The 20,117-nt window shown below is 71.4% G+C and carries 19 protein-coding genes; 5 read left to right on the top strand and 14 right to left on the bottom strand.

Going from position 1 to position 20,117, the window contains the following annotated elements; genetic code table 11:
* Positions 1-45 precede the first annotated feature (45 nt).
* Genes IE142_RS23415 through IE142_RS23405 form a run of 3 tightly spaced genes read right to left on the bottom strand, consistent with a single transcriptional unit; the run spans position 46 to position 4,264 of the window.
* Positions 46-1,491, bottom strand: a complete 1,446-nt coding sequence (locus IE142_RS23415; protein WP_191887573.1) for a FadD3 family acyl-CoA ligase — start codon at positions 1,489-1,491, stop codon at positions 46-48.
* Positions 1,488-2,666 (bottom strand): amidohydrolase family protein, encoded by a 1,179-nt coding sequence (locus tag IE142_RS23410; RefSeq protein ID WP_191887572.1) that lies wholly within the window; start codon positions 2,664-2,666, stop codon positions 1,488-1,490. The genes IE142_RS23415 and IE142_RS23410 overlap by 4 nt, the downstream gene beginning before the upstream one ends.
* A 35-nt stretch (positions 2,667-2,701) precedes the next feature.
* Positions 2,702-4,264, bottom strand: coding sequence for an AMP-binding protein (locus IE142_RS23405; RefSeq protein WP_229830808.1), 1,563 nt, complete (start codon positions 4,262-4,264; stop codon positions 2,702-2,704).
* Between the two features lie 76 nt (positions 4,265-4,340).
* On the opposite strand from IE142_RS23405, the gene IE142_RS23400 reads away from it, so the two are divergent.
* Genes IE142_RS23400 through IE142_RS23390 form a run of 3 tightly spaced genes read left to right on the top strand, consistent with a single transcriptional unit; the run spans position 4,341 to position 6,829 of the window.
* Positions 4,341-5,354, top strand: a complete 1,014-nt coding sequence (locus tag IE142_RS23400) for a ferredoxin--NADP reductase (RefSeq protein ID WP_191887571.1) — start codon at positions 4,341-4,343, stop codon at positions 5,352-5,354.
* 31 nt (positions 5,355-5,385) lie between these two features.
* Complete coding sequence (locus IE142_RS23395) at positions 5,386-6,105, top strand: enoyl-CoA hydratase/isomerase family protein (protein ID WP_191887570.1); 720 nt, start codon at positions 5,386-5,388, stop codon at positions 6,103-6,105.
* Positions 6,095-6,829, top strand: a complete 735-nt coding sequence (locus tag IE142_RS23390; protein WP_191887569.1) for an alpha/beta hydrolase fold domain-containing protein — start codon at positions 6,095-6,097, stop codon at positions 6,827-6,829. The genes IE142_RS23395 and IE142_RS23390 overlap by 11 nt, the downstream gene beginning before the upstream one ends.
* Before the next feature lie 48 nt (positions 6,830-6,877).
* Here the strand turns inward: IE142_RS23390 and IE142_RS23385 are convergent, their stop codons facing one another.
* From IE142_RS23385 to IE142_RS23375, 3 genes are all read right to left on the bottom strand, one after another.
* On the bottom strand, positions 6,878-8,482 hold the full coding sequence (locus IE142_RS23385) for a GMC family oxidoreductase (protein ID WP_191887568.1): 1,605 nt from the start codon (positions 8,480-8,482) through the stop codon (positions 6,878-6,880).
* 211 nt (positions 8,483-8,693) lie between these two features.
* Positions 8,694-9,959, bottom strand: a complete 1,266-nt coding sequence (locus tag IE142_RS23380) for a metal-dependent hydrolase family protein (RefSeq protein WP_191887693.1) — start codon at positions 9,957-9,959, stop codon at positions 8,694-8,696.
* 319 nt (positions 9,960-10,278) lie between these two features.
* Positions 10,279-11,079 carry an NAD(P)-dependent oxidoreductase gene (locus IE142_RS23375; RefSeq protein WP_191887567.1) on the bottom strand — a complete coding sequence of 267 codons (801 nt, stop codon included), beginning with the start codon at positions 11,077-11,079 and terminating at the stop codon, positions 10,279-10,281.
* 129 nt (positions 11,080-11,208) lie between these two features.
* Between IE142_RS23375 and IE142_RS23370 the strand changes: the two genes are divergently transcribed.
* Both IE142_RS23370 and IE142_RS23365 read left to right on the top strand, forming a co-directional pair.
* Positions 11,209-11,580: a carboxymuconolactone decarboxylase family protein gene (locus IE142_RS23370; protein ID WP_191887566.1), complete on the top strand. Its 372-nt coding sequence runs from the start codon at positions 11,209-11,211 to the stop codon at positions 11,578-11,580.
* Positions 11,577-12,443 carry an NAD(P)-dependent oxidoreductase gene (locus IE142_RS23365; RefSeq protein WP_229830807.1) on the top strand — a complete coding sequence of 289 codons (867 nt, stop codon included), beginning with the start codon at positions 11,577-11,579 and terminating at the stop codon, positions 12,441-12,443. Before IE142_RS23370 ends, IE142_RS23365 begins: the two co-directional genes overlap by 4 nt.
* Here IE142_RS23365 and IE142_RS23360 read toward each other — a convergent pair.
* From IE142_RS23360 to IE142_RS23325, 8 genes are all read right to left on the bottom strand, one after another.
* Complete coding sequence (locus IE142_RS23360; RefSeq protein ID WP_191887565.1) at positions 12,419-13,057, bottom strand: TetR/AcrR family transcriptional regulator; 639 nt, start codon at positions 13,055-13,057, stop codon at positions 12,419-12,421. The genes IE142_RS23365 and IE142_RS23360 overlap by 25 nt on opposite strands.
* Before the next feature lie 102 nt (positions 13,058-13,159).
* Positions 13,160-14,002 (bottom strand): NAD(P)-dependent oxidoreductase, encoded by an 843-nt coding sequence (locus tag IE142_RS23355; RefSeq protein WP_229830805.1) that lies wholly within the window; start codon positions 14,000-14,002, stop codon positions 13,160-13,162.
* A complete protein-coding gene (locus tag IE142_RS23350) occupies positions 13,999-14,499 on the bottom strand; it encodes a DoxX family protein (RefSeq protein WP_191887564.1) in 501 nt (166 codons plus the stop codon). Before IE142_RS23350 ends, IE142_RS23355 begins: the two co-directional genes overlap by 4 nt.
* Positions 14,492-15,406, bottom strand: a complete 915-nt coding sequence (locus IE142_RS23345) for an alpha/beta hydrolase (RefSeq protein ID WP_191887563.1) — start codon at positions 15,404-15,406, stop codon at positions 14,492-14,494. The genes IE142_RS23350 and IE142_RS23345 overlap by 8 nt, the downstream gene beginning before the upstream one ends.
* A complete protein-coding gene (locus IE142_RS23340) occupies positions 15,403-17,067 on the bottom strand; it encodes a thiolase C-terminal domain-containing protein (RefSeq protein ID WP_191887690.1) in 1,665 nt (554 codons plus the stop codon). Before IE142_RS23340 ends, IE142_RS23345 begins: the two co-directional genes overlap by 4 nt.
* Positions 17,068-17,069: 2 nt before the next feature.
* Positions 17,070-18,437 (bottom strand): cytochrome P450, encoded by a 1,368-nt coding sequence (locus IE142_RS23335; protein ID WP_191887562.1) that lies wholly within the window; start codon positions 18,435-18,437, stop codon positions 17,070-17,072.
* A 31-nt stretch (positions 18,438-18,468) separates the two neighbouring features.
* Positions 18,469-18,660 (bottom strand): ferredoxin, encoded by a 192-nt coding sequence (locus IE142_RS23330; protein WP_191887561.1) that lies wholly within the window; start codon positions 18,658-18,660, stop codon positions 18,469-18,471.
* 32 nt (positions 18,661-18,692) lie between these two features.
* The gene (locus IE142_RS23325) at positions 18,693-20,075 is read right to left on the bottom strand and encodes an ABC transporter substrate-binding protein (RefSeq protein ID WP_191887560.1); all 1,383 of its coding nucleotides are present in this window, start codon (positions 20,073-20,075) and stop codon (positions 18,693-18,695) included.
* Between the last annotated feature and the right edge of the window lie 42 nt (positions 20,076-20,117).

The raw sequence follows: 20,117 nt of genomic DNA, 5'->3' as shown, positions 1-20,117 counted from the left end.
GCGTCGTCCTTGTGTGAGGTGGGGCGTGGCCGGGCTTGCCCGTGGTCAGCGCAGTTGGTCCTTGAGCACCTTGCCGGTCGCTGTGAGCGGCAGCGAGGTGCGGAACTCGACGTGGCGTGGCACCTTGAACCCGGCCATCCGTTCCTTGGCCCACGCGATCAGCTCGGGCTCGGTCACCTCGCCGCGCCTCACCACGAACGCCTGGCCGACCTGTCCCATGCGTGCGTCGGGCACGCCGACGACGGCGACCTGGGCGACGGCGGGGTGCTCCAGCAGGAAGCCCTCAATCTCGGCCGGGTAGGCGTTGAAGCCCCCGACGATGAACATGTCCTTCTTGCGGCCGACGATTCTGAGCCGGCCCTCCTCGTCCAGTTCCCCCAGGTCCCCGGTGTGCAACCAGCCGTCCGCGTCGATCGCCTCGGCGGTGGCCTCCGGGTCGTCGAGATAGCCGCGCATCACCGAGTAGCCGCGGACCAGGACTTCCTTGTCCTCGGCGACGCGCACCTCGAAGCCCCGGCAGGGTTTGCCGACGGTCGTCGCGACGGCCTCGTACGGGTCGCCCGGGCGGGAGGCGGTGACGGTACCGGCCTCGGTGAGCCCGTAGCCGGTCATGAGGTGGCTGAAGGGCAGCTCCGTGGTGATCCGGCGCACCAGTCCGACGGGGATGTCGGCGGAGCCGGTGACCGCCACCCGCAGTGAGGACAGGTCCCGTCCGCCGTCCGCCTCCAGGAGGGAGTGGTAGAGGGTGGGCGGGCCGGGCAGGACGGTCACCCGTTCCTTCTCCACCAGCTCCAGCACGCGGCCGACGTCGAAGACCGCGAGGGGCAGCGCGGTCGCGCCCCGGATCAGGGAGGCGACCAGTCCCGCCTTGTAGCCGAAGATGTGGAAGAACGGGTTGACCATCAGGTACCGGTCGCCCTGGCGGAGCTGTGCGAGGTCGCACCACTCCGAGTAGAGCCGCAGGGTCTGCCCATGGGTGGTCATCACCCCCTTGGGGCGGCCCGTCGTGCCGGAGGTGAAGACGATGTCGGCCAGGTCGTTCTCGCCGACCTCGCGCTCCAGCGGCCGGCCGGAGGCGAGGAAGCCGTCGTTCCTCAGGTCGATGACGGGCACGCCGGGCGGGCCGGTGAACGTCCGGTCCAGGAAGCCGTTCTGGACCAGCAGCGCCTTGGCACCGCTGCGTACGACGATGTCGTGCGCCTCGTCCTCGAGGAATCGTGTGTTCACCGGCACGAGTACCCCGCCGGCGGTCAGCAGTCCGAAGGCGGCGACGATCCACTCGGCCGAGTTGGGTGCCCACAGGGCGACCCGGTCCCCCGGGCCGACGCCCGCCGAGGCGAACGCCCCCGCGGTGCGCCGGGCCCGGTCGGCCAGCTCCGTGAAGGTCAGGCGCTGCTCACCGTCTACCACGGCCTCGGCGTCACCGAAGCGGTCGGCCGCGCTCCGTACCAGCTCGGGGATGCTGCGCCACCGCGTCGTCGTCGGTGTCATGCGTCGATCAGCCGGGCCAGGTTGCCGCCCATCACCTTGGCCTTGTCCTCCTCGCTGAGCTTGGTGAGGTGGTCGACATAGGTGACGGGGTCGGCGAGGCCCTCCGGGTGGGGGTAGTCGGAGCCGAACAGGACGCGCTCGATGCCGATGAGTCCGCCGAGCTGCGCCATGTCCTCCTCCCAGAAGGGGCTGATGTGTATGTTGCGCCGGAAGACCTGGACCGGGTCCTCCTGGAACTCGTGCGGCATCTTCTTGTGCACGTCGGCGAGCCGGTTGAGTACCGGCTCCACCCACGAGGCACCGTTCTCGATCACCGCGATCTTCAGCTCGGGGAATCGGGAGAGCGCCCCGTGGCAGATCAGGGAGGTGACCGCGTCCTCGATGGGCCGCCACTCGTTGACCTGGCGGAAGGCGTTGGGCTTGAACGGCAGGAACTCGCGCCGCTGGCCCTCCCAGTCGTTGGCGTAGTTCGCATAACCGGAGTCGGAGGAGTGCAGCGCGACCAGGACGCCGGTATCGACGACCCGCTTCCAGAAGGGGTCGAACTCCGGCAGGGCGAAGGACCGTGTGCCGCCGTAGCCGGGAACGGGGGCAGGCCGGACCAGGATGGCCCGGGCGCCCCGCTCCACCACCCAGTTCAGCTCCTCGATGGCCTTCTCGACGACCGGGAGCGTGATGACGGGGACGGTGAAGATGCGGTCCCTGTAGGTGAAGCCCCACGTCTCGTGCAGCCACTGGTTCAGGGAGTGGATGACCGCGTGGATGAGCTCCGGGTCGTCCTTCATGCGTTCCTCGATGAGGCTCGCCAGCGTCGGGAACATCAGGCTGCGGTCCACACCGAGCTGGTCCATCAGTTCCAGGCGCGGGCCCGGTTCGCGGAACGCGGGGACGGAGCGCATCGGCTCACCGAAGATCTCCCGGCGGGTCTTGCCGTCGGGGTTGCCGACCTTGAAGTAATCCTCCATGGCACCGGGGCGGGCCACGACGTCGAAGGTCGGGTTGGGGATGTACTCGCTGATCTGCCCGCGTATCGCGATCTTGGTGCGGCCGCGGACGTTCACGTACTGGATGGCCCCGTCGTACTCCTTCGGAAGGTACTTGGTCAGTGCCTCCTGGGTCTCGTAGAGGTGGTTGTCCGCGTCGAAGAGCGGATACGTGAGCTCGCGAGACGGCATGAGATCCTCCTTCACCGATTGCGAGAATCGTATTCTCATCTAGCGGGAGTGGCAATGCGGTTGCGAAGGACGAACTTCTTCACCTTGCCGCTGGGCGTACGCGGGAAGTCGTCCACGTCATGGATCTGCTCGGGCCACTTCTGCCGTGCCAGGCCGGCCCGTTCGAGGTGCAGCCGCAGTTCGGCCAGGCCGGGGGCCTGCCACCCCGACCGCATGCGCAGTACGGCGGCGGCGCGTTCCCCGAGGCGCGGATCGGGCACGCCGACCACGGCGGCTTCCGACACCCCGGGCAGGCCGAGCAGTATCTCCTCGACCTCTAGGGCGCTGATGTTCTCCCCTCCCCGGATGATGATGTCCGCCTTGCGGTCGGTGACGGAGAGCCAGCCGTCCTCGTCGAGGGACCCGATGTCACCGGTGCGGTACCAGCCCTCCGCGTCGAACGCCGCACGGGTCAGGCCGGAGTCGGTGTAGCCGAGACAGAGGTCGGGACCGCGGGTGAGGATCTCACCGTCCGCGGCCAGGCGCAGTTCGACACCGGGCAACGCCACGCCGTCGGTGTGCAGACGTTTGCCGGCCGGGCCGTCGTACGGGGTGCAGGTGACGGACGGGTGCTCGGTGGAGCCGTACGCGCGGAACACCGTGATTCCGAGGGTCTCCAGCCGGGTCGTCACCGCCGAGGGCACGGCCGCGCCGCCGAGGCCCGCATACTTGAGTCCCGCGATGTGCGCCGGCGTACAGTCGGGGTGGTCGACGAGGCTCGTCATGTAGTAAGCCGCCCCTCCCCCGACGACCAGCCCCTCGCAGCGGATCAGAGCGAGCGCCTGGCCGGGATTCCAGGTGTCGCCCAGGTTGACGGGGGTTCCGTCGAGAACGGGGATGAGGAAGGCGTTCACCATGCCGATGAAGTGACCGACCGGAGCGACGGTGAACTGCCGGCCCCGATCGGGCGGATAGGAGGCGGCCAGCTGCCGCGTCTCGTAACCGAGGGTCTGATGACTGTGGATGACGCCCTTGGGATCGCGGGTGGTGCCGGAGGTGAAGGCGATCAGCGCGGGCGCGCCCGCGTCCACCGGGATCACGCCGGGCATCGGCTCCTCGGCCAGCAGCTCGTCGAAGTCGCGGCCCACCACGCCGACGATCGGGACCGACGCGCACAGGTCCGGGCGGAACCGCTGCCTGCCGAAGCACTCGGCCGCGAAAAACGCCTTCGGGCGGGTGACCTCGAGTATGTACGCGACTTCCTTCGGCCCGTAGAAGTGCACGACGGGGACCACCACGGCACCGAGGAGGGCCGAGGCCCAGAAGACGGCGGCGGCCTCCATCCAGTTGGGCAGCTGCATGACCACCACGTCGCCCGGCCCGACTCCGCGTTCACGCAGCCCCTCGGCCAGGCGGCGGGCGACCAGCTCCACGTCGGCGAACGTCCCGGCCCACGGCCGGACGTCCGAGTGCACGCGGAACTCCACTCCCCGCGACTTGGTCAAGCCGCTCGCCAGCAGGTCCCCGAGGGTCTCACGAGTCCACCAACCCGACTCCTCATAGCGGGCGACCAGTTCGGCCGGAACGGTCCGCAGCGCGGCGGGGGAAAACGTCGACATGTCTCGGGCACCTCTCTCACGCGTGATGGGTGTATGAGAATTGCACTCTCCCACGGAGAGAAGGTAAGTTCCATACATGGCACGCGACCACGGCTTCCATCCAGCGAGGATCACCCGGGTCATCGAAGAGGCACCGGACGTCCGCACCTTCGCCCTCGACGTTTCCTTCCCTTACCGCGCCGGGCAGTTCCTCACGTTCCGGGCCCGCGGGGCTCTGCGCAGCTACTCGATGTCGAGCTCTCCCGACACCGACGGCGAGGTGTGCGTGACCGTCAAGCGCGTGCCCGGCGGTCTCGTCTCGCAGTGGATGCACCAGGAACTCCGGGCGGGTGACACGCTGCACGTGTCCCGGCCCGCCGGTTCCTTCTGTCTGCGCGAGGGAAGGGTCGGACGTCCGCTCGTCGCCTTCGCCGGCGGCAGCGGGATCACGCCCGTGTTCTCGCTCGTCAAGAGCGCCCTGGCCACCACGACTCGACCGATCCGCCTGCTGACAGCGCATCAGAACCACCGGGCCGCGATCTTCTCCACCGCCCTGGACACACTCGTCGTCCAGCACCCCGCGCGCTTCGACGTACGGCATCACCTAGACGACCGGGACGGGCTGGTCACCGAGGACGAGATCCGCGCCGTGACGGGGGACGAGCCGCAGGACACCGACTTCTACGTGTGCGGGCCGACACCCTTCATGGATTTGGTGGAGCGGACGCTGTCCGGCGCGGGGGTGCCGTCCGAGCGCATCGTCGTCGAGCGTTTCACGCCGGTGGCGGAGCCCGCCGTGACGGTGCCGACGGCGGCCGACGAGCCGGTCACCGACGTCGGCACCGTCACGGTCGGTGCGCGCGGGCAGCGTCGTACGGTCCCGCAGCGGCAGGGCGAGACCCTGCTGCAGACCGCCCGCCGGGCGGGCTTCTCCCCGCCGTTCTCCTGTGAGTCCGGGGACTGCGCCACCTGCATGGCACAGCTGACGACGGGAGAGGTCAAGATGCGCGTGAACAACGCCCTCGACGCCGACGAGGTGGCCCAGGGATGGGTGCTCACCTGCCAGGCCGAGCCGACCTCCCCCGAGGTGACCGTGGTGTACGAGGACTGATCCGTTCCGCCCGACGACCGGAAGGCCGCACATGGTTGAGCTGGAGTTTCAGGACGGCCTGGCCGTCGTCACGATCGACCGACCGCACGCCCGCAACGCGCTCGACCTCGACACCATGGGCGAACTGGAGAAGGCGCTGGACGCGGCCGAGGGGGCGTCGGCACTCGCGGTGACGGGGGCGGGCGACCGGGCCTTCGTGTCCGGCGGAGACCTCAAGGAGTTGTCCCGGCTGCGTACGGAGTCGGAGGCATCGGGGATGGCGCTGCGGATGCGGGCGTTGTGCGACCGGATCGCCGCCTTCCCCGGCCCGGTCATGGCCGCGCTCAACGGGCACGCTCTGGGCGGTGGGGCGGAGGTAGCGGTCGCCGCGGACATCCGGGTGGCGGCGGACGACACCCGTATCGGCTTCAACCAGACCCGGCTGGCGATCGTTCCCGCCTGGGGCGGGGCCGAGCGTCTGGCCCGGCTGGTGGGCCCGGGGCGCGCCCTGCTGCTGGCGGGTACCGGCCGGGTGCTGGACGCCTCGGAGGCGGAGCGCCTGGGCCTGGTCGATCTGGTGCTGCCGCGCGCGGAGTTCGACCGGCATTGGCGCGACCTGGCGCGCTCTCTCGCGACGCGTCAGGCCCGCGAGGTCAAGAGTCTGACCACACGCACCCGCTCGCCGCAGGAGGCCGCAGCGGCCTTCGCCCGGCTGTGGGTGTCGCAGGAACACTGGCAAGCGGCGGAGAAGGTGATGTCCCGTGGCAAGTGAAGTCCGCGTGGAGGAGAGTCAGTTCGGCCCCGAGACCCGGCCGGAGGGCACTGCCGCCGGTCAAACCGTGCTGTACGTCCACGGTGATCCCCGATTGGCGGGCACCCCGCAGGACGCCTTGCCCACCGCCCGGGAACTGACGCGACTCACCGGCCAGGCGGTCGTGTGCGCACGCTATCGCCCGCACTTCCCGCAGGCTCTGGAGGACGTCTACGCCGCCTGGGAGTACTGCCATGACCGGGGGCCGGTGGCGGTGGCCGGCAAGCGGCTCGGCGGGGCTCTGGCCGCAGGTCTGCTGCTACGGCTGCGGGACGCGGGCGCACCGCTGCCCACCTGCGCGGTGCTGACGTCGCCGGTGCTGGACTTCACCCTCGACGCGCCGAGCCTGTTCCTCAACGCGGTCGCCGATCGCACGGTGGACGCCGAGGCGCTGCCCGTGCGGGCGGCGGCCTACGCGGGGCCCACCCCGCGCGACCACCCCCTGCTCAGCCCGCTCCACGGCAACCTGCACGGTCTGCCGCCCGTACAGCTCCACGCGGCGGGCACCGAGGTGCTGCTGGACGACACCCTGTCGTTCGCCACCCGGGCCGCGCACTCCGGTGTCGCCGTGGACCTGCGTGTCTACGAGGACCTGTCGGCACAAGGGCTGCGACAACTCGGTGCCATGGCGGGGTTCCTCAACGCGTGGCACCGGTCGGTGTCGCTCAGTTCCTCGGACGTCTGAGGCGACGGCGAGAGCGGCCGGCGGGGGCCCGCTCGCCCCCGCCGGTCCTCACCTGTCCGCGAGGAAGGACTCCGCCGCCCGCCAGGCCATCGCCATCACCGGCCCGTTGAGGTTGCCCGCCACCATCACGGGCAGGACGGAGGCGTCGACCACCCGGAGGTTGTCCACACCGCGTACGCGGAGTTCGGGATCGGTGACATCCTCCGGTCCGGAGCCCATGGCGCAGGTGCCGATGGCGTGGAAGCCGCAATAGCCCCCGTCGAGGGCCGACCGGACGACGTCCTCCTCCGCATCGGACGCGACGGCCGGACCGGGGAAGGTCTCGCGCTGGATGCGGGAGGCGATGGGATCGGTGGCGAAGTAGTCGCGCAGCCGCCGGAACAGGTCGGTGGCGACCTCCCGGTCGTGAGCCGTGGAGAAGTACCCGGGATCGATGTCGAGGCCGGCGTCGGGGTCGGCCGAGGTGATGGCCAGCGAGCCCTCCGAGGTCGGCCGCAGCACCATCGCGCAGGCCGACACCCCCGGCTCCCGCTCCACCTCCGCCGGCCTGCCCGGCGTCAGCGCGCCCAGCGACCAGGGCGCCAGCAACACCTCGGTGTCGGGCCGGGCCGCATCCGGGCGGGACTTGAGGAACGCCATCACGTCGTAGGCGGGCCGGGCCAGCGGTCCCTTGCGGGTGAGCAGGTAGGCGGCGCCGGTGCGTGCCTGGGCGAGGGAACCGGCCAGTTGCCGGTTGGCGCCGAGGGGTGCGTTGAGGCGGAACCGCAGCGCCAGGCAGCGGTGCTCGCGCAGCCGTGCCCCCACCAGTGAGCGGTCGACGCGTACGTCGACGCCTGCGGCCCGCAGTGTCTCGGCGGGGCCGATGCCGGACAGCTGGAGCAGTCTGGGTGTGGCCAGGCTGCCGAGGCTGAGGACGACCTCCCGCCGGGCCCGGATGTCCTCACTCGTACCGTCGGCCTTGCGCACGCGTATCCCCGTCGCCTTGTCCCCGTCGAAGAGCACCCGGGCGGCGGTGGTGTTCGGGGCGACGACGAGGTTGGGCCGGGAGCGTGCGGGACGGAGGAAGGCGCGGGCGGCGCTGAAGCGCTGGCCGGCCTTGATGGTGGCCATGGCGTAGCCGATCCGCTCACCGTCGTACTCGTTGACGTCGGGGACCGCCCGCGCTCCGAGCGCCTCGCCGGTGGCGATGAACTCGTCGCACAGCGGGTCCGGGTCACGGACGGTGGAGATGTGCAGGGGGCCGCCGGTGCCCCGGGTGGGTGAGGCGCCCAGGGCGTTGTTCTCGATGGCGCGGAAGGCGGCCAGGACCGAGTCCCAGCCCCATCCGGGGTTGCCGAGTTCCTCCAGGCCGTCCCAGTCGGCGCGGGTGCCCCGGTTGTAGACCATGCCGTTGACGGAGCTCGAACCGCCGAGCACCTTGCCACGCACCCACATGTCCGGGTTCCCGCCGGGCCGCATGGGCCGGGTGCGGTAGTGCCAGGAGTAGGTCGGGGCGCCGAAGAGTTTTCCGACGCCCTTGGGGATGCGCAGGTAGGGGTGGCGGTCGACACCGCCGGCCTCGATGAGCAGCACCCGGACGCCGGGGTCGCGTGAGAGCCGGTCGGCCAGCACACATCCCGCCGATCCGGCGCCCGCGATCACGTAGTCGTACATCTCGTAGGACTCCTTCTCGGCGGCTCGGGCGTACCCCGGCAGGAACCGGACCGGTGTCGCGCGAGCACTCGCGTCCGCGGGTCGCGACGCGCGCTGCCCGGCCGGCCACCGGCGCGTTTCCCGCGGTCGCCCTCACCGCCGTGGGACGGGGTCGCGGCCGGCGCGCGTCCCCCTGCTCCCCGCGGCTCGGCCGGCCGGGTGGTCGTGGGGGTCAGGGCTCCGGCGTGTCGTCGCGGTACACCTGACCGCCCTTCATGACGAACGACACCCGCCCGGTGACTGAGACGTCCGTGAGCGGGTCGCCGGGGACGGCGATGACGTCCGCGAGCAGGCCTGGTTCCAGCCGTCCCCGGTCGTCCGCGTCGATCAGGTCGGCGGCGACCGTGGTCGCGGCGCGCAGGGCCTGGAGGGGCCGCATGCCCCGGTCGACCAGAGCACGCATCTCCAGTGCCCCCTTGCCGTGCGGAATGGCGGGGGCGTCGGTGCCGAGGGCGACCTTGACGCCGCGGCCGATCGCGCGGGACGTGGACTCGCGGGCGCGTGGGAAGACGTCCGCCGCCTTCGCCTTGAGGGCGGGGTCGGCGTGCTCGGTGTTCATCCCCTCGGTCAGGTAGGTGGTGGCGACCAGGAAGGTACCGCGCTCCGCCATCAGGTCCAGGGTGGCGTCGCTCGCCAGGAAGCCGTGCTCGATGCAGTCGATGCCTGCCTCGACCGCGGCCCTGATGGCGGAGTCCCCCATGCAGTGCGCGGCGACCTTCACGCCCGCCCGGTGCGCCTCGTCGACGATGGCACGCAGTTCCTCGTCCGAATACTGCTGGGCACCGGTGGGGCCGGTGTGCGACATGACCCCGTTGGACGCGCAGACCTTGACGACCCGTGCGCCGTACTTGATCTGGTACCGGACCGCTTTGCGCACCTCCGCCACCCCATTGGCGATGCCCTCCTCCACGGTGAGCGGCAGCACGCCGGGGGCGAACGCCTGGAACATGGTCGGGTCGAGGTGCCCGCCGGTCGGGGCGATCGCGTGGCCGGCCGGCACCACGCGCGGTCCCTCGACCCATCCGAGGTCGATGGCCTTCTTCAGCGCGACGTCGAGCAGGACGCCGCCCGTCTGCACGAACAGGCCGAGGTTGCGCACCGTGGTGTAGCCGCGCCTCAGGGTCCGGCGCGCGTTGGCCGCCGCGCGCAGGGTGCGCACGGCCGGGTCCTCCTGCACCGGGATCAACGGGCTGCGGTGATCGGGACCTCCGAGGAAGAGGTTGACCTCCATGTCCATCAGACCGGGCATCAGGGTGACGTCCCCGAGGTCGCGCACCACCGTGCCCTCGGGAAGCCGGCCGGGCCGCCCCACCTCGGTGATGTGCTCCCCGACGACCAACAGCTCTCCCATCTCGACGAGTTCACCCTTCGTGATGTCGAGCAGTCGAGCCGCCCGCAGCAGCACCGGAGGCCGCGGAGCCCTCTCCTGGGCCGGCATCACGCGGCCGCTTCGGCGCGAGGACCGAACACGGGGAACGTGGCGGTCAGGACGTGGATCATGTCGGAATCTCCGTGTCTGCTCGCTGGACGGCTCAGGACGTCAGGACGCTGCGGCCGACGCGCTTCGAGCCGGCGCCACCGCCGCACGTGGTGGTGCGCGGTGCCGCGTGCTGTGCCACGGCACCGCGTGCTCGCCGACCGGGCCCCGTCCACTCCGCCTGGCCGGACGCTCCGACGATAACAGCGATCTCTGCTATGGAGAATAGTGTTTCCATAGCCGATCGGGATCACCGCGGCCCTCACGGCAGGCCGCACCCTCAGTCGACCTCGGGCAGCAGCCCCCGCAGACTGCGCACCGCGGGTGACAGCGGCCCGAGTGACAAGCCCAGTGCCCCGGTGAGGTCGGCGGCCACCGCGAGGTCCTTGCGGAGGAAGGGTCCGGCGCCGGCCACCAACCCAGCGACTCCGCCCCGGGCGGCGGACGCCGCAGAGGCGTTGCCCGCCGCGCTGCCCTGCGCCAGTGCCGCCAGGAGCACACTCTCCTCGACTCCGAGGTCCCGCCCGAGCCGCACCGCCTGGGCGAGCAGGCCCAACTGGGCGGCGAACAGCGTGTTGTTCACCAGTTTCACGCCCTGCCCGGCACCGAGCGCACCGACGTGCAGCACCGGATCGGCGTAGGCGCACAGCGCGGGACGCACCCGCTCCACCGCCTGCTCCTCTCCCCCGGCGAAAACGGTCAGGCGGCCGGCCTCGACATCGTGCGGGCCGCCGCTGACGGGCACGTCCACGACGTCGGCGCCGCGGTGGGCCAGCGTCCGTACCGTGCGCGGGTCGCCGGTGGTGTGCACGGCGAGCACCGACCCGTCGGGCAGTGCCGGGACGAGAGCCCCGTCGAGGCACACCTCCCGGACCTGCGCGTCCGTGAGCACGCAGAGGAGGACGGCGTCCGCACCGCGCGCCGCGGCGGTGAGCGAGGTGACGGGCTCGGCGCCGTCGCGGGCGAGGGACGTACGCACCTCGGCATCGCGGACGTACACACGAACCCGGTGCCCGGCCTCGACGAGACGCCGCACCATGGGGCGGCCCATCCGGCCCGCACCGACGAAACCCAGCTCCACGACGACCTCCGCCTCTCGCGCCCGGCGAGCGCACCGACAGCTTCCGGAAATGCCATTTTCGGATATCGTTAGCACAACTCTCACCCGAAGAAGCCGACTTTGGCAGCCACGACCTCGAGGGAGCGGTGGATGTACGACCAGAAGCAGCAGGAAGCGGCACGGGCGATACGCCGGGAGGTGATCGGCGACGACGCCACGCAGACCGACCCCACCGCCCCGGAGGGCTTCCGGGACTACCTGACCGCGACGGCGTGGGGGGTGTGGGCGCGCGGCGGTCCACTGAGCACCCGCGACCGCAGCCTCCTGGTCCTGGCGATGACCGCCGCCACGGGCCGCATGGGACAGTTCCGGGTGCATCTGGACGCCGCCGCCCGCGCGGGCGTCAGTGACGCCGAGGTGGACGAGCTCCTCTTCCAGATCACCGCCTACTGCGGTGCCCCCGCCGGGAGCGCTGCCCTGGCCGTCCTGCGTGAAGCGCGCGCCGAGCGGGAGGCGGCGTGAGCGGGCGGGGGGCGGCCGGTCACGAGGCGGTCGGGTTCGTCGGCCTGGGCAACATGGGCGGTGTGCTGGCGTCGAACCTCGTGTCGGCCGGATTCCTGGTGGTGGCCCACGACGCCGCGGGACCGGCCCGCACCCCGACCGGCGCCCGATGGGCACCGGGTCCCGCGGAGGTGGCACGCGCCGCGGACATCGTGGTGCTCAGTCTGCCCGACGGCATCGTCTGCACGTCGGTCGTGCGGGAACTCGCTCGCGCCCGCGACAGCCGCGTCACGCACGTCGTGGACACCTCCACCGTCGGAGTCGCGGCAGCCCGCGAACTGTCCGGACTGGGGCCCGCGTACGTGGACGCGCCCGTGTCCGGAGGGGTGGCGGGAGCCCGCAGGCGCAGTCTGATGGTCATGTACTCGGGAGCCGACGAGGACTGTGCGCGGGTCGAGCCCGTGCTCGCCGGGCTCAGCGACCGCCGGCGGCGGGTCGGTGACCGGCCCGGCCAGGCCCAGGCGCTCAAGCTCGCCAACAACTTCCTGTCCGCCACCGCGCTCGCGGCGACCAGCGAGGCCGTCGCCTTCGGGCAGGCTGCGGGGCTGGACATGGCCGTGATGCTGGAGGTCCTCAACGCCTCCAGCGGACGCAGTGGGGCCACCGCCGACAAGTTCCCCCAAGAGGTGCTCACCGGCCGTTACGCCTCCGGGTTCAGCAACACGCTGATGGCCAAGGACGTCGGCCTGTACCTGCGGGAGACCGAGGCTCTGGGTGGCGCGGCCGCGGTGGCCCCGGTCGTCCAGGCGGTGTGGGAGGCGTTCACTGCCGCCGAACCGGACGCCGACTTCACCCGGGTCTACCCGTTCACAGCGGGCGCCTGAGGCGACCCGTCGCCCTTCTCGTCGCGGTCCTCGTCTCCAGGCCCGTCTCCCGTCGGACCCAACACGACCGAAAGCGTTTCCCGCACGATCTCCGGGTAGTGGTCCGCGTCCGGGTCGGGGTCCATCAGCCACCACTGGTGAATGCCCTCGACCAGGGCGAGCACGGCGGTGGCGGCCGTCGACGCGCTCAGGCCGCTGGGCATGCGCTCGCCGTAGCGCTCGGTCAGTCGGGCGGTGAGGTGGATCTGCAGGGAACGCAGGCGGTCTCCCACGTAACCGCTCGCGGGCTCCTGACCCGTGACCGCCTCGGCCATCACCACGCTGTGCACGGTGGCGAACGACGGGTGTCCCTGCTCGAAGGCCACGGCCGCGGCGAAGTGGGCGGGCAGATCCTCCCCGACGGGATGCTCCGCCAGATGCGCGCGGTTGAGCTGCTCACGGATACTCAGCATCTCCAAAAGCAGCTTCTTCTTGCTCGGGAAGTAGTGGAGCACGCCCTGTCGGGTCAGCCCCGCCCGCTCGGCCACCGCGTCGATCGAGGCGTGCTTGAAGCCGCGTTCGGCGAAGACCTGCAAGGCCGCCTCCAGGATGTCCTGTCGCCGTGCAGAATCCACGTCGTCGTGTCCTTCCACCGTTGGACAGTGACCGCACACACTACGCATCCCCGGCCGGCCGGGGCGAGGAACCTGGAGGCGACCACCGCGGCGGTCCGGGCGTCACTGCCCCATGGCGTCCAGGGCGGACCGGGCGGCCTCCCGCACCGGGCCCGGCCGTGACCCGCTGTCGGCGACGGCGGTCTCGGCGATGCTCGTGAGGAGCCGGACGTCCTTGGCCAGCAGTCCGCCCGCGTGCGCGGCGATGCGCCGCAGCGTTCCGCCCGCGTCGACGACTCGTTCGAGGGCGAAACTCGCCGCGCTGCCGCGCGGCAGGATCCGACCGAGCCCCTCGGTGTCCAACCCCAGCCGGTCGCCCAGTTCCAGAGCGTCCGCCGCGAGCCCCAGGTGGGCCGTGAAGAGGACGTTGTTGAGGAATTTCGCCACCTGCCCGGCGCCGATCGGACCGAGGTGGACGACAGGGTCCCCGTACAGGGCGAACAGCGGACGGCAGAAGGCGAAGACCTGGGGGTCTCCTCCCGCCATGACGAGCAGGGAACCCTGTTCCGCGGCCCGCCCCCCGCCGCTCACCGGCGCGTCCAGGACCGAGACCCGCTGCACGCGGGCGCGTTCCTCCAGCCGGCGGCAGGTCTCGGGATGGACGGTGGAGTGCACCACGAGCACGCCTCCCCGGCGCATCCCGGCGAGGACACCGTCTCCCCCGGTGGTCAGCTGCTCGACGTCCGCGTCGTCGACGACGCACAGACACACCACGTCACTGACCGCGGCCAGCTCGGCCGGTGAGCCCGCCGTCCTGGCGGCGGTGCCCGCGAACGGGGCGAGAGAGGAGGAGCGGCGCGCCCACAACGTCGTCTCGTATCCCGCTTCGACGATGCGCCGTGCCATCGGCGCGCCCTGGCTGCCCAGTCCGATGAAACCGACCCGCATGTCGCGTCGTCCTCTCACGTCTTCTCCCGTGGCCGCCAGAAGGTGGCGAGCAGTCCGCCCGTCGCCAGCACACCCGCTCCGAGCACCAGGCCAGCGCCTGCCCATCCGGTCACGGCGATGTCCGCGGCGCTGTCGACCGCGTACTCCCCCGGCCCCCACGCGCCCAGCGCCACCGCGAGTACGCCGAGCACGAGGACGTACTCGTAGCCCTCCTTGAAAACGAAGAAGCCGTGCGGGCGGTGGGCGAGCAGTCCCGCGACCAGCATCACCGACAGGACGGCCGCGCAGGCCAGGGGCGTGAACAACCCGACGGCCAGCAGCGCTCCCGCACCGATCTCCGTCCATACGCTCAGCCACGCCTGCAGGCGCGGGCGGCGCAGGCCGAGGCCGGCGAACCAGCCGGCCGTGCCGGTGATGCCGCCTCCACCACGCCAGTGGTTCCAGCCGTGCACCACCATCACCGCGCCCAAGACGAGCCGGACGAGGAGCAGGGCCGCGTCCGCGGGTTCACCCATCGCGGTGTCCCCTCTCCGACGGCAGGGCAGGCACGCCGAGCACGCACTCCTCGACGAAGGCCAGGACGTGCAGGTGGTACGCGAGGGCGGTGCGGCTGACGCTGGTGTTGTGGCCGGCGCCGGCCTGCTCGTGCAGCACCAGTCGGGGCGCGGCGGTGAAGAGCGAGGCGAGGTCGGCCAGTCCCTCAGGGCCGTTCGTCCAGACCTGTTCGTACTCGGCGAGCGTGATGTGGACGGGCACCGGGACCCGCCCGGCGAGCCGTGCGAACTCCTCCTGCCAGCCCTCGCGGCGGCCCTCGTACTCGGGCGAGCCGGCACCGATGCCGCGCCCGCCGTAGACGTCGTCCGGGTAGGCGTGCGGCGGGTCCCACAGTGCGTCGCGCAGATTGGGCCGGGTGCGGGACGGGTCTCGCCGCCACTCCTCCATCGCGGTGATCACCTTGGGGTGGTGGGTACGGCCCATTCCGGCGAGTTCCACCCCGAGCAGAGCGGTGCCGCGTGAGTCGCTCGCCATCCGGACGGTCAGCTCGCAGCCCGCCGAGTGCGCCCAGAGGAAGACCCCGAGGCCGGTGTCCCGTCCCCTCAGGAGGGCGTCGACGGCGGCGAACGCGAAGTCGGTGCGATGTTCGGGTGTCCGCAGACGTTCCTCGTGCCCGGCCGAGCTGCCGTAGCCGGGGCGATCGAGGGCGACGACGGTGAACCCGGCCGCGGCGGCGGTGCGCAGCAGCGAGAGCCTGGGGTGGCCCGGATGGTCGAAGTAGGTGGAGGTGGTCGCACCGCCGTGCACGGCCACGATCACGGCACGCGGGCGAGCGGCCTCAGTGACCAGCGCGGACGCGGGGACGCCGTGCACGTCCACCACCTTCCGGTGGACGCGGGTGGTGAGTTCGGGTTCGGTTGAGGTCATCCGTCCGTCCTGAGCAGGAGTACGCCGCTGGGGGTGAGTCCGCCGCTGGAGACCACGGCCGTCCGCGCGCCCGCCACCTGGCGGGCGCCGGCCTCGCCGCGCAGTTGGACGACGGCCTCGTGGAGCAGGCCCATGCCGTGTGTGCGACCGTGGGAGAGCTGCCCGCCGTGCGGGTTGAGCGGGAGGATCCCGTCCCGGGCGATGTTCTTTCCGCCGTCCAGGAAGTCGCGGGCCTCGCCGATGCCGCAGAAGCCGAGCGCCTCGATCCAGGACAGGCAGTTGAAGGTGAAGCCGTCGTACAGCAGCACCACGTCGACGTCGGCGGGGCGCAGGTCGGTGCGCGTCCACAGGTGCGCCGCCTGGCCCAGCACTTGGGGTTCGTGGGTGAGCGTGGCCTGGTCCCATTCGGGGCGTTCGACGATCTGCGTTCCGACGGCCTCGACACGGACCGGGGCCTTGCGGAGGTCGGGCGCCGTCTCGGCGGCGGAGACGACGACGGCGGTCGCGGCGTCGCAGGGGACGTCGCAGTCGTAGAGGCCGAAGGGCGTGGTGATGGTGCGCGCCGACAGGTAGTCGTCCATGGTCAGCGGGTCGCGATAGACGGCGTGCGGGTGGCGGGCCGCGCCGGCGCGCTGGTTGAGGGCGATCCAGCCGAGGGTCTCGCGGGTGGAACCGTAGCGGTGCATGTGCCGCTGGGCATTCATCGCCAACATGACGGCGGGTGAGACGGCGCCGAACGGCTTGAACCAGCCGTCGGCGGTGCCCGCGCGGGGAGGCTGGATCTTTCCTTGGCGGACGAGTTCCGCGTATGTCGCCTCCCACACCGTGCGGAAGCACAGCACGTGCCGGGCCAGGCCGCCGGCCACCGCGAGCATGGCGGCGATCACGGACCCGCCGGGACCGAAGGTCTCCCCCGCGCCGTTGTGCCAGACGGGGCGGATGCCGAGCGCCGACTCCAGCGCGGTGACCCCTCCTTCGGCGAAGCCGCCGTAGGCGCCGCCGCCGGGATAGGTGGACAGGCCGTCGATGTCGTCGAGGGTGAGACCGGCGTCGGCGACGGCCTTCTCGCACGCCTCCACGGTGAGGTGGAGGGGCGGGACCATGAGGCGGCGGCCGATGCGCGAGGCCCCGGCGCCGCTGACGACGGCGCCGTCCTCGAAGCGGCGGGCCGTGGAAGCCCTGTGGACGTGGTCCCGCATGTGTTCAGGGGACGGGTCGTCGGGCGGCAGCGGGGCCGGCTCCGGCTGAGCCGCGGCCGGGCGGAACAGCGGGAGCCAGGTGTCGCCCACCTGCTCGAAGACGACCTCCATGAGCATGCCGAGGCGCAGGTCCTCCGGCGCGCAGTCGACGACGTTGGTGGTGAGACGGACCCGTGGATCCTCCTCGATGGCGACCTGGGCGACGACGAACGGAGCGGGCATGCCGGGGAGGGGGAAGCGGTGGTTGACGGTGAAGCCGATCAGGGTGGCCCGGCCGGAGACCTCGCGGACCGCGGTGTCGTGGCCGCGGCAGTGGCGGCAGACCGGCTGCGGTGGGTGGATCAGGGCCGAGCAGGCGGTGCAGGAGCGGAAGCGGAGCCGCCCGTCGCGGCCGGAGGTCCAGAAGAACTCGGTCTCCTGGTCCGGTCGCGGCCGGGGACGAGCGGCCCCCGCATGGGGCACGCTCAACGGATCTTCGCCTCCGCCTTGCGCACCGTCACCGGCTCGGCCAGCCCCTGTTCGTCGCACACCTGCTGGAGCGATGCCAGCGTCTCCTCCAGGCCGGGGCCGAGACGCGGACCGGGCGTGAAGGTGGCGGGCAGGTGGCGCATGCCCTGGATGACGCCGATGGTCTCGTAGTGGACGGTGTTCTCGGCGTCGCAGACGAAGTCGGGAATGCGGTCCAGGACCTGGATCAGCATCCGCTTGAAGACCGTACGGGCCACGTTGGAGCCGATGCAGCGGTGGATGCCGAGGCCGAAGGCGGTGTGGCGGTTGCCTCCGCGTTCGAGGTCGACGCGGTCCGGGTCCGGGAAGACGGCCGGGTCGCGGTTGGCCATCGCCCAGGACAGCCACACGCGTTCACCCTCCTCGAACTCCTTGCCCGCGATCTCGCAGTTCTCCGCGACCGTCCGGCCGTCGCCCGGCGCGGGGGTGAAGTAGCGGAGGAACTCCTCGGTGGCCGTGTCGAGCAGGGTGTCGCGCTCCCGGACCAGCCGCGCTCGCTCGTCGGGGTGCTGGGAGAGCCACTCGAGGGCGTGGGCGGTGAGCGCGGTGGTCGTGTCGAAGCCGCCACCGATGAGCAGGGCCATGGCGCCGACCAGGTCGATGTCGGACGGGGGCTTGCCGTCGATCTCCAGGCGGGCGAGGGCGTCGGCGAGGCCGGGACGCGGGTGGGCGCGGACCTCGTGGAGGGTGGCGGCGATGTCCTTGAGCATGGCCATGTGGGCCTCGACCACTCGGGCCATCTCCGGAGAGCCGGGCGGGGTGTAGACACCGGCGTGGGCCGGCTCGTTGTAGAGCTCCCACTTCTTCAGGGGCACGCCCATCATGGCGAGCGTGAAGACGGCCGGGACGATGTTGGCGAGGTCATCGACGAAGTCGATCCGTCCGGACTCGATCTTCTCGTCGAGGCAGGCGCGGGCCACCTCGTCGATGAACGGGATCCAGCGTGCGATGGCCGCCGGGGAGAGGTAGGGGTTGAGGGCGTTGCGGTACGCGCGCTGTTCGGGCGGGTCCATCTCCAGGAACCCGCCGCGGAAGCCCTTGCCGCGGGCCGGGGCCGGGATGTTGATGCCCTGGTAGCCGCGGCGCTCGCCGTTGACGTCGTGGTCGTTGGAGAGTTTCTGTCCGGCGCGGGCGAAGGCGAGCAGCTCGCGGTTGCCGGCGGCGACCCAGTGCCCGCCGTAGGTGTCGGACCAGGCTAGCGGGCAGCCGGCGTGGAAGGCGCGGGTCTGCTCCTCGAACTGGTCGCGGTACTCGGGGGCGTGCCGGTCGAAGTGGACGCGGGGCTGCTTGCGAATGTCGTCACCGTGCGGCTCGGATACGGTCATGGCGGGTTCTCCTCGTGTCGGCCGCGCCCCCTCAGAAGACGCTGATCGCTCGCTCGGGGCAGGACCGGACGGCCTCCACCACCTGGTCCTGCTGATCGTCGGGGACCTCCTCGTTGATCGGGGAGGAATGGCCGTCGATCTCGCTCAGTTCGAATACCTTCGGGGCGCGCATGGCGCACAGGGTGTGCCCCTGGCAGCGCTCGGGGTCGACGCGTACCTTCACGTCACTCAGCTCCCGTTCACGTTCAGGTCGGGTCAGGTCAGGTCGGACAAGGACTTGCCGACGGAGGCGAGGGTGGCGGGTTTGCCGTAGTCGCCCTTGTACTTGTAGACGGGGCCGTCGCAGCGGAAGGCGCCCTGGTCGGGCTTGAAGTCCGTGGGCTGCCAGCCGTCTGCGGTGGCCTCCACGACCGCGAAGCAGCTGGTCGGCTCCTTCGAGGTCAGGTCGAACGGGGCCTGCAGACCGCCTGCCGTCCAGTCGGTGTTCTTCCGCGCGTTCTCGTAGACGCAGGCGCGGGTGAGGGTGGTGCAGTCACGGGCGGCGGTGGCGAACAGCAGCCAGGCGGAGAAGGCGCGCAGCGCGGGATAGCTGACTTCCTTTCCCGGCGCGTACTTCTCGAACAGGTCGATGGCCTGCTGGGTGGCGGGGTTGTCGGCCGCGCTCTCCAGCGGTGCGGTGGCGAACAGCTCGGCGTAGTTGTGCTGCTTGGCCAGGGCCGTGCCCGCCAGCTTCGGGAACGCCGGGCCGTAGGCGTTGGAGTTGGCGTCGATCCAGTCGGGCGCGTAGTCGATGCTGGTGAGGGCCTGCTCCAGTTTGGCGAGGCTGGCGAAGTCACCGAGGAAGACGAGGCCCTTGACGTCCTCCTTCTTGATCGCCTGGGCGTACGGGGTCCAGTCGGAGACGCCGGACGCCGGGTACAGGTCGGTGTAGGAGACCTTGCCGCCGAGGCCGGCCACCGCTTCCTCGAACTGGGCCGACATCACCTTGGTGACGGGCGAGTCTCCGGCGATGACGCCGACCTTCTGTGCGGAGTCGGGGTACTTCTCCTTCATCAGCCAGTTGTAGTAGCCGGGGTACTGGAAGTACCCGGCGGTGGGCTGTGACGCGATCACCTGGAGGTCGGAGCCGATGGCGCCGATCTGGCTGGACTGCGCGGGAAAGTTGGGAAGCAGGCAGGTCAGCCGGTCCTTGACGCCCAGGCTGTCCAGGGCCGCTCCGCCGCCGACCAGCGCGAAGTCCTCCTTGCACGCCTCAATCGTCCGCTGGCGGACCTCTGTGAGCCGGGTGTCCCGGGTGACCGGTTCGAGGTCACGGCCGTTGATGCCTCCCGCGTCGTTGCACCAGGAGGTGAAGACCTTCGCCACGTCGACGAACTCGGACTTCTTGGAGAAGCCGACGTCGGACAGGACGCCGACCTGGAGCTTGTCGTCCGTGACGCCCTGCGTGGACGACTTCCCGGCGGTGCCGGGACCGCACACGTTCTTCAGGGTGCCGAAGTCACCTGACGCGGCACGGGTCTCCTGCGCGGCGGGAGTGTCCTGCCGGGTGGAATCGGTGTCGTCGTCCGAGCGGGTGGAGCAGCCGGCGGCCAGCAGCACCGCGAGTACGGTGACACCGCCTGTGAGCAGCCTGCGCATGGTGCCTCCTCGTGTCGCCCGGACTTCGTCGTCCGGGGGAGG

This window comes from Streptomyces mutabilis, assembly GCF_014649815.1.
Classification (GTDB): Bacteria; Actinomycetota; Actinomycetes; order Streptomycetales; family Streptomycetaceae; genus Streptomyces; species Streptomyces mutabilis.
Note: the sequence above shows the minus strand (reverse complement) of the source record. Positions and strands in the feature narration are given on the sequence as shown.

Coding starts and splice junctions, on each gene's coding strand:
- IE142_RS23400 (WP_191887571.1), top strand. CDS start 4,341: ATGGCACGCGACCACGGCTTCCATCCAGCGAGGATCACCCGGGTCATC.
- IE142_RS23350 (WP_191887564.1), bottom strand. CDS start 14,499: ATGGGTGAACCCGCGGACGCGGCCCTGCTCCTCGTCCGGCTCGTCTTG.
- IE142_RS23405 (WP_229830808.1), bottom strand. CDS start 4,264: ATGTCGACGTTTTCCCCCGCCGCGCTGCGGACCGTTCCGGCCGAACTG.
- IE142_RS23325 (WP_191887560.1), bottom strand. CDS start 20,075: ATGCGCAGGCTGCTCACAGGCGGTGTCACCGTACTCGCGGTGCTGCTG.
- IE142_RS23385 (WP_191887568.1), bottom strand. CDS start 8,482: ATGTACGACTACGTGATCGCGGGCGCCGGATCGGCGGGATGTGTGCTG.
- IE142_RS23345 (WP_191887563.1), bottom strand. CDS start 15,406: ATGACCTCAACCGAACCCGAACTCACCACCCGCGTCCACCGGAAGGTG.
- IE142_RS23415 (WP_191887573.1), bottom strand. CDS start 1,491: ATGACACCGACGACGACGCGGTGGCGCAGCATCCCCGAGCTGGTACGG.
- IE142_RS23370 (WP_191887566.1), top strand. CDS start 11,209: ATGTACGACCAGAAGCAGCAGGAAGCGGCACGGGCGATACGCCGGGAG.
- IE142_RS23335 (WP_191887562.1), bottom strand. CDS start 18,437: ATGACCGTATCCGAGCCGCACGGTGACGACATTCGCAAGCAGCCCCGC.
- IE142_RS23410 (WP_191887572.1), bottom strand. CDS start 2,666: ATGCCGTCTCGCGAGCTCACGTATCCGCTCTTCGACGCGGACAACCAC.
- IE142_RS23395 (WP_191887570.1), top strand. CDS start 5,386: ATGGTTGAGCTGGAGTTTCAGGACGGCCTGGCCGTCGTCACGATCGAC.
- IE142_RS23380 (WP_191887693.1), bottom strand. CDS start 9,959: ATGCCGGCCCAGGAGAGGGCTCCGCGGCCTCCGGTGCTGCTGCGGGCG.